The 12101-nt window shown below is 67.3% G+C and carries 11 protein-coding genes; 7 read left to right on the top strand and 4 right to left on the bottom strand.

Translation table 11 applies throughout. The features are described from left to right. Window positions 1-185 precede the first annotated feature (185 nt). Window positions 186-1604, top strand: coding sequence for a tRNA (N6-isopentenyl adenosine(37)-C2)-methylthiotransferase MiaB (gene miaB / locus RCF13_RS24145; protein ID WP_138952814.1), 1419 nt, complete (start codon window positions 186-188; stop codon window positions 1602-1604). A gap of 73 nt (window positions 1605-1677) precedes the next feature. On the opposite strand, the gene RCF13_RS24140 is transcribed toward miaB, so the two are convergent. Genes RCF13_RS24140 through RCF13_RS24130 form a run of 3 tightly spaced genes read right to left on the bottom strand, consistent with a single transcriptional unit; the run spans window position 1678 to window position 4687 of the window. After that, a complete protein-coding gene (locus RCF13_RS24140) occupies window positions 1678-2790 on the bottom strand; it encodes an ABC transporter permease (protein WP_134969311.1) in 1113 nt (370 codons plus the stop codon). Next, window positions 2787-3710: an ABC transporter ATP-binding protein gene (locus RCF13_RS24135; protein WP_134969312.1), complete on the bottom strand. Its 924-nt coding sequence runs from the start codon at window positions 3708-3710 to the stop codon at window positions 2787-2789. The genes RCF13_RS24140 and RCF13_RS24135 overlap by 4 nt, the downstream gene beginning before the upstream one ends. A 20-nt stretch (window positions 3711-3730) precedes the next feature. Next, complete coding sequence (locus RCF13_RS24130) at window positions 3731-4687, bottom strand: HlyD family efflux transporter periplasmic adaptor subunit (RefSeq protein WP_231352645.1); 957 nt, start codon at window positions 4685-4687, stop codon at window positions 3731-3733. A 441-nt stretch (window positions 4688-5128) separates the two neighbouring features. Here RCF13_RS24130 and RCF13_RS24125 point away from each other — a divergent pair, with 441 nt between their 5' ends. The 6 genes from RCF13_RS24125 to RCF13_RS24100 all read left to right on the top strand — a co-directional run bounded on the left by RCF13_RS24125 (window position 5129) and on the right by RCF13_RS24100 (window position 10499). Continuing rightward, window positions 5129-6115 (top strand): PhoH family protein, encoded by a 987-nt coding sequence (locus tag RCF13_RS24125; RefSeq protein WP_005415936.1) that lies wholly within the window; start codon window positions 5129-5131, stop codon window positions 6113-6115. Further along, on the top strand, window positions 6112-6597 hold the full coding sequence (gene ybeY / locus RCF13_RS24120; RefSeq protein ID WP_049412052.1) for an rRNA maturation RNase YbeY: 486 nt from the start codon (window positions 6112-6114) through the stop codon (window positions 6595-6597). Before RCF13_RS24125 ends, ybeY begins: the two co-directional genes overlap by 4 nt. Window positions 6598-6701: 104 nt before the next feature. Then, window positions 6702-7271, top strand: a complete 570-nt coding sequence (locus tag RCF13_RS24115; protein WP_134968428.1) for a hypothetical protein — start codon at window positions 6702-6704, stop codon at window positions 7269-7271. Between the two features lie 64 nt (window positions 7272-7335). Beyond that, window positions 7336-8217 carry a transporter associated domain-containing protein gene (locus RCF13_RS24110; RefSeq protein WP_005408827.1) on the top strand — a complete coding sequence of 294 codons (882 nt, stop codon included), beginning with the start codon at window positions 7336-7338 and terminating at the stop codon, window positions 8215-8217. Then, the gene (locus RCF13_RS24105; RefSeq protein ID WP_231352644.1) at window positions 8214-9470 is read left to right on the top strand and encodes a DUF4105 domain-containing protein; all 1257 of its coding nucleotides are present in this window, start codon (window positions 8214-8216) and stop codon (window positions 9468-9470) included. Before RCF13_RS24110 ends, RCF13_RS24105 begins: the two co-directional genes overlap by 4 nt. Window positions 9471-9476: 6 nt before the next feature. After that, a complete protein-coding gene (locus RCF13_RS24100) occupies window positions 9477-10499 on the top strand; it encodes a magnesium and cobalt transport protein CorA (protein ID WP_061478513.1) in 1023 nt (340 codons plus the stop codon). Window positions 10500-10672: 173 nt separating this feature from the next. Here RCF13_RS24100 and RCF13_RS24095 read toward each other — a convergent pair whose 3' ends face one another. Then, window positions 10673-12037 (bottom strand): NAD-dependent succinate-semialdehyde dehydrogenase, encoded by a 1365-nt coding sequence (locus RCF13_RS24095; protein WP_134968426.1) that lies wholly within the window; start codon window positions 12035-12037, stop codon window positions 10673-10675. Between the last annotated feature and the right edge of the window lie 64 nt (window positions 12038-12101).

Genomic DNA, 12101 nt, shown 5'->3' with positions numbered 1-12101 from the left:
CCGGCTTTCCTTGTAGAGCCGAGCCCACGCTCGGCTGGCTTCAGTAGAGCCAGGCCATGCCAGGCTGCCCCATGGGAAGCGGGAAGAGCAGCCGAGCGTGGGCTCGGCTCTACAAGGGCGCGGCGGCTGGCGCGGGATGCGGGTAGAATTGCCCGCTTTCCCGCCACCCGAATGGATTAAGCGCCATGACCGGGACGCCAGACGTCTTTCCGCCCGCCACCCCGGGCGGTACCCCGCTCGTTGCCCTGCCCGCTGGTCCGCGCAAGCCCGACCAGGTCAAGGGCAAGCTGTACATCAAGACCCACGGTTGCCAGATGAACGAGTACGACTCGGCCAAGATGGCCGACGTGCTTGCCGCCAGCGATGGCCTGGAACTGACCGACAGCCCGGACGATGCCGACGTCATCCTGGTCAACACCTGCTCCATCCGCGAGAAGGCGCAGGAGAAGGTGTTCAGCCAACTCGGCGTGTGGAAGGGCCTGAAGAACAAGGGCCGCGAGGTCATCATCGGCGTGGGCGGCTGCGTTGCCTCGCAGGAAGGCGAAGCGATCATCAAGCGCGCCCCGTTCGTGGACCTCGTGTTCGGCCCGCAGACCCTGCATCGCCTGCCGGAACTGATCCGCGCGCGGCGCGAGCAGAAGCGCCCGCAGGTGGACATCAGCTTCCCCGAGATCGAGAAGTTCGACCGCCTGCCCGAGCCACGCGCCGAAGGTGCCTCGGCGTTCGTGTCGATCATGGAAGGCTGTTCCAAGTACTGCTCGTTCTGCGTGGTGCCCTACACCCGTGGCACCGAAGTCAGCCGCCCGTTCGAGGACGTGGTGGTGGAAGTGGCGCAGCTCGCCGCGCAGGGCGTGCGCGAGATCAACCTGCTCGGCCAGAACGTCAACGCCTATCGCGGCCCGTATGGAGACGGTGAGTTTGCCGACCTCGGCCTGCTGATCCGCACCATCGCCGAGATCGATGGGGTCGGCCGCATCCGCTTCACCACCTCGCACCCGCTCGAGTTCAGCGATTCGCTGATCGATGCGTTCCGCGACGTTCCGCAGCTGGCCAACTTCCTGCACCTGCCGGTGCAGGCCGGCAGCGACCGCGTGCTGTCGGCGATGAAGCGCGGCTACACCGCGCTGGAATTCAAGTCGAAGATCCGCAAGCTGCGCGCGGTGCGCCCGGACATTTCAATCAGCTCGGACTTCATCGTCGGTTTCCCCGGCGAGACCGATGCCGACTTCGAGAAGACCATGAAGCTGATCGAAGACATCGGCTTCGACCACAGTTTCTCCTTCATCTATTCGCGTCGACCGGGTACACCGGCGGCTGATCTGGAGGACACGATCAGCGATGCCGAGAAGCACGCCCGCCTGTCGCGCCTGCAGGAGCGCATCAATGCGCACGCCGCCAGCATCTCGCAGAAGATGGTTGGTACCGTGCAGACCGTGCTAGTGGAAGGGCCATCGCGCAAGAATCCGAACGAACTGACCGGCAAGACCGAGAACATGCGGTCGGTGAATTTCCCGGCGCCTGCGCGCCTTATCGGGCAGTTCGTGGATGTGGTGATCACCGAAGCGCTGACCAACTCGCTGCGTGGGCGCGTGGTGGCGGAATAAGGTGTGCCGACCAACGGTCGGCACCTACCGGAAATGATGCCGGCCAGCGGCCGGCACTACCGAATGACGGGCCTCAATCCAATCGCTTGCGGAAACGCAGGATCGCCAACGTCATCATCACCACGATGAAGGCCAGCAGCGCCAGCGCGTCGTGCCATAGCTCCCACAGCGAGGCGCCGCGCAGCATGATGCCGCGCACCAGGCGCAGGAAGTGGGTCAGCGGCAGCACCTCGGCCAGCCACTGCACCGGCCGCGGCATGCCGGCGAACGGGAACATGAAACCCGACAGCAGGATCGACGGCAGGAACAGGAACAGCGTCATCTGCATCGCCTGGAACTGCGAACGCGCGCGCGTGGAGATCAGCAGGCCCAGCGCCAGGTTGGCCAGCACCAGCAGCACCGCGGCCAGGTAGATGTCCAGCAGGCTGCCGCGGATCGGCACCTGGAACAGCCAGGTACCCAGCGCCAGCACCAGGGTGGTCTGCAGCAGGCCGATCGCTGCATAGGGCAGCACCTTGCCGACCATCAGTTCGCTGCGCGATACCGGCGTGGCGATCAGCAGTTCCATGTTGCCGCGCTCGCGCTCGCGTACCACCGCCACCGCCGTGAACATCACCAGGGTCATGGTCAGGATCACCCCGATCAGGCCGGGCACGATGTTCACCGCCGAGCGCCGTTGCGGGTTGTAGAAACTGGTCACGCTGACCTGGCCACTGGCAATGCTGCCTTCGCGCAACGGCCGCGTATTGCTGGTCGGGCGCGTATCCAGTGGCACCTGCGCCAGCTGGATCGCCGCACTCTGCACCACGGTATCGCTGCCATCGACCAGCACCTGTACCGCTTCGCGTCCATCGAAGCGGCGACGCTCGAAGTCGGCCGGCACCACGATGCCGACGCTGATCTCGCCGCGGCGCAGCGCCTGCATCAGCTGGCCCGGGCTGTACGCTTCAGTACGCGGCGTGATCACCCCGGTGGCGACCATGTCCTGCACCAGCGCGCGTGAGGCGGCGCTGTTGGCCTGGTCGGCGATACCCGCATCGAGGTGGCGCAGGTTGAGATTGATCGCATAGCCGAACAGCAGCAGCTGCATCACCGGAATGCCGACGATCATCGCCAGCGTGACGCGGTCGCGGCGCAGCTGCCGCAGCTCCTTGAGCATGATCGCCCACAGCCTGCGCAGGTTCATGCCGCTGGCTCCCTGCCACGGCCACGGGTGGCGGCCACGAACACGTCCTCCAGGTTCGGTGCCACGCTTTCGATATGCGCTTGCGGGTCGGCGCTGGCCAGCGCGCGCCGCAGCGCCGCGACATCCGCTGCGCCTTCGTTGCACAGCACGCGCAGATGGGTGCCGATCTGCGCCACGCTCAGCACGCCGGGCAGCTCGGCCAGCACGCGGCTGGCCTGGCGTGGCTGCGATGACGTGACCTGCAGCGTTCGTCCTTGCAGCCGTGAACAGAGCTCGGCCGGCGTGCCGTCGGCCACCAGTGCGCCGCGATCAAGGATCGCCAGGCGATGGCAGCGCTCGGCTTCGTCCATGTAATGGGTCGACACCAGCACCGTGGTTCCCGCGTCGGCCAGTTCGAACAGGGCCTCCCAGAAATCGCGGCGCGACTCGGGATCGACCGCGCTGGTCGGCTCGTCCAGGAACAGCAGTTCGGGCGAATGCACCACGGCGCCGGCCAGGGCCAGGCGCTGCTTCTGTCCACCACTGAGCGTACCGGCCAGCTGCGGCTGCCGGTCCTGCAACCGGTACTGCTGCAGCAGCGCATCGACCCGTTGCCGGGCCTGGTTGCGCGGCAGGTCCTGGATGGCGGCGAGGAATTCCAGGTTCTCGCGTACCGACAGGTCTTCGTACAGCGAGAAGCGCTGGGTCATGTAGCCGATGCGCCGGCGCAGTGCTTCGGCCTGCTCGGGAACCGCCAGGCCCAGCACCTCGATCTGCCCCGCACTGGGTTCCAGCAGGCCGCACAGCATGCGGATGGTGGTCGACTTGCCTGACCCGTTCGGGCCCAGGAAGCCGTACACCTGCCCGCGCGGGACGGTCAGGTCGACCGTGTCCACGGCCAGCAGTTCACCGAAGCGGCGGGTCAGGCCCTGCGCATGCACCGCGATGTCCGCACCGGTGTTCAGAAGCGCACCTGCACCGGCAGTCCGGCCGGAAGCGTCTGCATGTCGCTGGCTGCATCCACTTCGATCTCGGCGAGGTAGCTCAGGCGCTCGACGTCATCGCCGGTCAGTGCGTAGTACGGGGTGAATGAAGGCTCGCTGCGGATCGCGCGCACATGGCCCTTCAGTACGGTGCCCCCTCCCTCCAGCTGTATCTGCGCCGGCTGACCGACCTTGACCTGCAGGCGCAGCGGCTGCGGCAGGTAGACGCGCGCATAGGGGCGCTCGCCGACCAGCATCACCGCCAGCGGCGCCCCGATCGGTGCCTGGTCACCCTGCCGGTAGGGCAAGGCATCGATCACGCCATCGCGCGGTGCGCGCAGCTGCAGCTTCTGCAGGTTGACGCCCTGCACCACCTGCTGCGCCTGTGCGGCGTCGGCGGCCGCCTGGCCCTGGGCGATGTCCTGCGCGCGACTGCCGTGCACCCGTTCCAGCCAGGCCTGCTCGGCGGCACGCACGCTGGCCGCGGCATTGCCGGCGGCCGCCCGTGCACGGTCCAGCTCGGCGGCGGCGATCAGGCGCTGGCGTGCCAATGGTTGCACCCGACGATAGTAGGCAGTGGCTTCAGCAGACTGCGCGCGCAACGCGGCCAGTTGTGCCCGGGCCTGTGCTATCTGTTCCTGGCGCGGGCCGAGCTTCAGCTCTTCCAGCTGGGCCTGCGCGCGCGCCGTGTCGGCCTGCGCCGCCGCGAACTGCGCGTCGCCGCGGGCGGGATCGAGCTGCATCAGCACGGCCCCGGCCTTGACCCGCTGGCCCTCGCGCACCTCCACCGTGGCGATCACCTCGGCCGCCGGCGCCGGCACCGTGATCCGGTCCCACTCCAGCGTGCCCAGCGCCGTTGGCGTTGACTGCCCACAGCCCGCCAGCAGGCCGATGCCCGCCAGTCCGAGTCCACGCATCCCGTTGCCGATGCCCATGCCATCCCCTCCTGCGACGGCGACACGGTGCCACCTGCCCCGTGCACCTTCAATGATTCCGATCAGCCCTGACGGTTTTTTCGCCACGCGCGGGCAAGCCTTTTGCTGCAAGGTTCCTCGCCACCTATCCACAGCTTGATTCAGCATCATTCCACAGCCGGTGTGGAGAACCGGACGGGGGCGGCCGTACTGGCTGCCTGGCAACGGAAGATGCGCTGCCGTCACAGGCGCCGGCCGACCGTGACGGTTTTTTCACCACCACCTCATACGCCTTGTGGCACAAGCACTGCGAAGGCCTATCCACAGCTTTTCGCGCCCCCCGTCCACACCGGGTGTGGAAAACCGCGTATCGGCCCGCCGCTGGCCGCATGCCCGGTACGCGCGTAACCTTGTCACCCCGAGTCCATCGCGGTGGACGGCGACCCCGCCCCACCCCAAGCAATGAAAAGCATCGATCATCGAGACTTCACCCTGTCGCCGGAAGACAACGAGCGACTGGCCAACCTGTGCGGCCCCTTCGATGGGCACCTGCGCCAGATCGAGCTGAAGCTCGGCGTGGAGATCGCCAATCGTGGCTTCGTGTTCCGCATCAGCGGGCCCAACGAAGCCATCGTCGAGGCGCAGAAGCTGGTTGAAGCGCTGTACGCCGAAGCCGGCGAAACCACCTTCGACAACCACGCCATCCACCTGCGCCTGGCGCAGGCCAACGTCGAGCAGATCGCCGAACGCTCCTACGAAGCGCAGGACGTGGCGATCAAGGTCAAGCGCGGCACGGTACGTGGCCGCGGCGCCAACCAGGGCCGCTACCTGCACCAGATCGCCACGCATGACATCAACTTCGGCATCGGCCCGGCCGGAACCGGCAAGACCTTCCTGGCCGTGGCCAGCGCGGTCGAAGCACTGAACGAGTCGCGGGTGCAGCGCCTGATCCTGGTGCGCCCGGCGGTGGAAGCCGGCGAGAAGCTGGGCTTCCTGCCCGGCGACCTGAGCCAGAAGGTCGACCCTTACCTGCGACCGCTGTACGACGCCCTGTACGAGATGATGGGCGTGGAGAAGGTGGTCAAGCTGCTGGAGAAGAACGTCATCGAGATCGCGCCGCTGGCCTACATGCGCGGCCGCACGCTCAACGATGCGTTCGTGATCCTGGACGAGGCGCAGAACACCACCATCGAGCAGATGAAGATGTTCCTGACCCGCCTGGGCTACGGCTCCACCGCGGTGGTCACCGGTGACCTGACCCAGACCGACCTGCCCAAGCACGTGAAATCCGGCCTGCGCGATGCCATCGATGTGCTGCGCGAGGTCGAGGGCGTCAGCTTCACCTTCTTCGAATCCCGCGACGTGGTCCGGCATCCGCTGGTGGCGCGCATCGTCAGCGCCTACGACCGCCGCGACCTGCATCAGATCCAGCCTGGAGCAACGCCATGACCCGTGGTCCCGTGCGACTGGACGTCGCCGTCAGTTATGCCCTGCCGCGTACCGGGCTGCCGGCGGCAGTGAGCTTCCGCAAGTGGGTGGCCGCTGCGTTGAAGGGCCGCATCCGCGAGGCCGACCTGGCCATCCGCGTGGTCGATGCCAAGGAGGGGCAATCGCTGAACCGCCATTACCGCGGCAAGGATTACGCCACCAACGTGCTCAGCTTCCCGGCCGAAGTGCCCGAAGGCCTGCCCAAGGGCGTCAAGTTCCCGCTGCTGGGTGACCTGGTGATCTGCGCACCGGTGGTGGCGCGCGAAGCCGACGAACAGGGCAAGGCGCTCAACGCCCATTACGCGCACCTGACCGTGCACGGCGTGCTGCACCTGCTTGGCTGGGACCACGAGGACGACAAGGAGGCCGAGGCGATGGAACAGCTGGAACGGGAGATCCTGGCCGAGCTCGGCATCGCCGATCCCTACGCCGGCGAGCGCTGACGGCCTATGCAGCCGCGCCTACGCTCGGCTCCAATGCATCGCCCCCGCAAACCTGACCGAAATGCAGCCGAGCATGGGCTCGGCTCTACAACGGGAATTTCCTTGTGCTGCTGCGTATTGCCGTGCCCCTGCTGCTCGTCGCGTCCGCCCCGGCCGCTGCCTTGGATCTGCCGGCCCTGATCGAATGCCGCCAGGGTGTGGCCGAGCAGGCCGCGCTGGCGCCCCTGCTGGCTGATCCACTGAAAGCCGTCGCCCACGGCCTGCAGCCGCTGCCCCAGGGCAACCAGTTCATGAGCGAGTACCGCCTGGCCCAGCCGATCAGCGTGTTCGGCGTGACCACCGAACGGGTGGCGGTGGCCGGCGCCAGCATCATGGCCGTCCTCGACCAGGCCGACCCACGCCCGCTGGCCAAGCGCCTGGCGCTGGAGACCGGCTACGACCAGGACGGCAAGTTCATGGCCGGCCGCGAGCTGGTCAGCCGCGACGTGACCGACCCGAAGACCGGCGAGGCCCAGATCGAGTCGATCATCCTCAGCGTGTCCACCGTGACCTCCCATCCGGGGAAAACGCTGGCCGGCTGTACCTACAGCCTGGACCTGCCTGAAGAAGAAGCCCCTGCCCGGCCTGAACTGGCCCCGCCGCCGATCACCGGACCGGGCAGCGACGGTCACTGACAGGCCGCCACATCCTGCTAGACTTGGGCCAACGCCCGGCCTGCCGGGTGCCTTTTTTCCAGAGATGTCAGAAGACGACAGTAGTAGCTCCCCTGCGGAGCACAGTGAAAAGAAGCGCGGTTGGCTTGAACGCCTGACCTCGGCCTTCTCCGGCGAACCCCACACCCGCGACGAGCTGGTCGCTGTCCTGCACACCGCGCAGGAAGAGGGTCTGATCGCCGCCGATACCCTGAAGATGATGGAAGGCGCCATTTCGGTGGCCGAGCTGACCGTGGGCGACGTGATGATCTCGCGCTCGCAGATGGTCTCGCTGCCGGTCGAAGCGCCCTTCCTGGAACTGATGAAGCAGGTGGTCGAATCGGGCCATTCGCGCTTCCCGGTGCACGGCGAGAACAAGGACGACATCCTTGGCATCCTGCTGGCCAAGGACCTGCTGCGCGGCGTGGTCGCCGACAACGGCCCGGCCAACGTACGCGAGCTGCTGCGCCCGGCGGTGCTGATCCCGGAGGCGAAGAAGCTGAACGTGCTCCTGAAGGAGTTCCGCCTGTCGCGCAACCACATGGCCATCGTGGTCGACGAGTACGGCGGTGTCGCCGGCCTGGTCACCATCGAGGACGTCCTGGAGCAGATCGTCGGCGAGATCGACGACGAGCACGACGAGGCCGAGGATCCGTCCGCGCAGATCGCCATCCAGTCCGACGGCCAGTACGTGGTCGACGCGCTGACCCCGATCGGCGACTTCAACGAGCGCTTCGGCGCGACGTTCTCCGACGAGGACTACGACACCATCGGTGGCCTGGTCACCGAGGCCGTGGGCCATCTGCCGGAAGTCGGCGATGAGCTGGCGCTGGACCGCTTCATGTTCCGCGTGGCCCGCGCCGATGCGCGCCGGGTGCAGGCCTTCCACGTGACCGTGCTGCCGCCGGACGCGCAGGACGACGCTTGAAGCGCCGCGGTCTGATCCTCACGGCGTGGCTGGCACTGTGTGTGCTGGCCATGACCATGGCCCTGCCACTGGCCGCCTTCGCGCAGCCGGCGGCAGCCGTGCCCGCACCTGCCACCGCCAACGCCGAGGCCCCGGTCCCGCGTATCGGCGTGGTGACCATGCAGCCGGGCACCGTGTTCTTCGAACGCTTCGGGCATGACGCCATCGTCGTGGTCGATCCGGCCAGTGGCGAAGCGACATCGTACAACTTCGGCTACTTCGATCCGTCCGAGGACGACTTCATCAGCCGCTTCGTGCGCGGCGACATGATGTATTACCTGGTGGCGCTACCGCTGCAGCAGGACCTGTCGTACTACGACGAGACCGGCCGCGGTGCCAGCGTGCAGTGGCTGGACCTGCGCCCCGACCAGGCGCGTGCCCTGGCCGCTGACCTGGCCGAGCGGGCCAAGCCGGAAAACGCGCGCTACCACTACGACTACTACACCGCCAACTGCGCCACGATGGTACGCGACACGGTGGACAAGGCGCTGGGCGGCGGCCTGCAGTCGCAGCTGTCGGGGCGTTCGCGCGGCAACACCTACCGCAGCGAGTCGGTGCGCCTGGCCTCGCCCGCCCCGTGGATGTGGCTGGGCTTCGATGTCGGCCTGGGGCCGTTCGCCGACCAGCCGCTGTCGCGCTGGCAGGAAGCGTTCGTGCCGATGCGCCTGGCCGATGCGCTGCGCCAGGCACGCAACAGTGATGGCCGGCCGCTGGTGCAGTCCGAACAGGAACTGCTGCCGCACCGCATCGATCCGGAGCCGAAGGAGTTCGCGCGTCGCTGGTGGCCGTGGCTGCTGCTTGGTCTGGCCGTGGCCGGCGGCGTGCTGGTGCTGCGCAACCGCCCGCGCCTGCTGGCCGGGCTGGCCCTGCCGTTCTGGCTGTTGTGCGCCATCGCCGGCAGCCTGCTGGTGTTCCTCTGGGGCTTCAGCACCCACTACGCCGCCTGGGCCAACCGCAATCTGCTGCTGCTTTCGCCGGTGGCCGTGCTGCTGCTGCCCGGAGCAATCCGCCTGCTGCGCCGGCGCGTGCCGGGCCGCATGTTCAGGGTCGTGCTGTGGCTGCTGGCAGTGCAGGCCGTGGCGGCACTGGTGCTGCACTGGCTGAGCCTGCAGGCGCAGTACAACGTGCAGTGGATCGTGCTGCTGCTGCCCGTCCACGTCGCGCTGGCGTGGGTACTGGGGCGCCATCCTCACTTGTCCGAAACACGGCGCTGACGCACGATGGCGGGCATGTCATTGCCCGCCTCCGCTTCCGCCCCGGCTTCAGCCAACCCCGCCTGCGTCATCAACTGCGTCCACTACGATGACGAGGGCAAACGCCACGACATCACCCTGGACGCCATCAGCGATGTCATTGCCAGTGGCAATGGCTTCGTCTGGGTCGGCCTGTACGACCCCAACGACGATGTGCTGCTGAAACTGCAGGAGGAATTCTGCCTGCACGACCTGGCCATCGAGGATGCGCGCAACGCGCACCAGCGGCCCAAGGTCGAGACCTACGGCAATTCGATGTTCGTGGTGGTGACCACCGCGCAGATGGTCGACGAGCGCATCCAGTATGGCGAAACCCATGCCTTCCTCGGCCCGCGCTTCCTGGTAACGGTGCGCCACGGCGCCTCGCTGTCCTACGCGCCGGTACGTGCTCGGGTCGAGCGTGAGCCGCAGCTGCTGAAGATGGGCCCGTCGTACTGCCTGTACGCGGTGACCGACTTCGTGGTCGACAATTACCTGCCGATCGTGCACCGCTTCCGCGACACCCTGGACCTGCTGGAAAAGGACATCTTCGCCGAGAACTACAAGCGCAGCACCGTGGTGCGCCTGTACGAGCTCAAGCGCGAACTGAACAAGATGCGGATGGCGGTGGCGCCGCTGCAGGATGTGCTGGCCCAGCTGCGCCGTTACCAGGGCGAGCTGGTTCCGGACGAAGTGAAGCTGTACATCCGTGACGTGCACGACCACGCGGTACGCATCAGCGATGTGATCGACACCCTGCGCGAGATGCTGGGCACCGCGCTCAGCGTGAACCTGTCGCTGGTGACGCTGGCGCAGGGCGAGACGGTCAAGCGCCTCGGTGCGTGGGCTGCGCTGCTGGCGGCACCGACGCTGATCACCAGCTGGTACGGGATGAACTTCAGCCACATGCCGGAGCTGAGCCAACCGTGGGCCTACCCACTGATGATCGTTGGCGTGGGCGGCGTCTGCGTGGGCCTGTACCGGTTGTTCAAGCGTTCGGGCTGGCTGTAGCGCGTACGCAACCCTCTTCTTGTAGAGCCGAGCCCATGCTCGGCTGGCTGTTTGGCGCATTCCGTAGAGTCGAGCTTTTTCGACTGATGCCGGCGAGAGCAGCCGAGCATGGGCTCGGCTCTACAAGAGCGACGAGCAGTCGGGCATGGCTCGACTCTACAGAAGGAGGGGAATCAGGCCACGTAAACGGTCTTGATGTTCATGAACTCATGGATGCCGTGGTCGGCCAGTTCCCGGCCAAACCCAGACTGCTTGCTGCCGCCGAACGGCAGCCGCGCATCGCTCTTGACGATCGCGTTGACGAACGCGGCGCCGCACTCCATGCGTTGCGCGAAGGCTTCGCCGCGCACCGGATCGCGCGTCCACACGCTGCCGCCCAGGCCGAAGGGGGTGTCGTTGGCCACGCGCAGTGCCTCGCTCTCATCAGCGACCCGGATCACCGCAGCCACCGGACCGAACAGTTCCTCCTCGTAGGCCGGCATGCCCGGGCCGACCTGGTCGAGCACCGTGGCCGGATAGCCGGCGTGGGTGCCGGCAATCGGCTCGCCGCCTATCAGCACCCGCGCACCCTTGGCCACGCTGGCCTGTACCTGCTTGTGCAGTTCATCGCGCAGGTCGGCACGGGCCATCGGCGCCAGCGTGGTGCCCCGCTCATCGGGATCGCCGTACTGGCGCTCGGCCGCAGCTTCAACGAAGCGACGGGTGAATTCATCGGCCACCGCCTCGACCACGATGAAGCGCTTGGCCGCGATGCAGGTCTGCCCGCTGTTGTCGAAGCGCGACTTCACTGCTGCCGCAACCGTCTTGTCGAGGTCGGCATCGTCGAGCACCACGAAGGCATCGCTGCCACCCAGCTCCATCACCGACTTCTTCAACTGGCTGCCGGCGTTGGAGGCGATCGAGCGCCCTGCCCGCTCGCTGCCGGTCAGCGTCACCGCCTTCACCCGTGCGTCGCGCAGCACGTCGGCGGCCTGGTCGTTGTCGATGTGCAGCACGTCGAACACGCCGTCCGGCAGGCCGCCATCACGGCACACCGCCAGGATCAGGTCGGCACACTGCGGCACGTTGCTGGCGTGCTTGAGCAGGGCCACGTTGCCGGCCATGAACGCCGGTGCGAGGAAGCGGAACACCTGCCAGATCGGGAAATTCCACGGCATCACCGCGAACACGCAGCCGATCGGCTCGTAGCGCACATAGCTGCGCTGCGCTTCGGTGTCGATCAGCTGCGGCTTGAGATAGTCGGCCGCATGGTCGGCGTAGTACTCGCAGGCCGCCGCGCACTTGTCGACCTCGGCCAGCGCTTCGGCCTTGAGCTTGCCCATCTCGTGGGTCATCGCCTGCTGCAGGTCGTCGCGGCGCGTGCGCAGCTGCGCCGCGATCTGGCGCAGGATCGCGCCGCGCTCCTGCAGCGAACGCTCGGCCCAGCCGGGGAACGCATCGGCGGCGGCCTGCAGGCGCTGCTCGATGTCGGCAGCGCCCATCAGTTCATGGCGGTAGGTCACCTGGCCGGTGGCCGGGTCGACGATCTCGACGGTCATGGGGGATCTCCATCTGGAAGACCCCCATTGTGCGCCGCCGGCCGTGAGCCGGGCGTTGCCGGCA

This window comes from Stenotrophomonas maltophilia group sp. RNC7 (genome assembly GCF_030910085.1).
GTDB lineage: Bacteria > Pseudomonadota > Gammaproteobacteria > Xanthomonadales > Xanthomonadaceae > Stenotrophomonas > Stenotrophomonas sepilia.
This window is presented reverse-complemented; position numbering and strand designations above follow the sequence as displayed.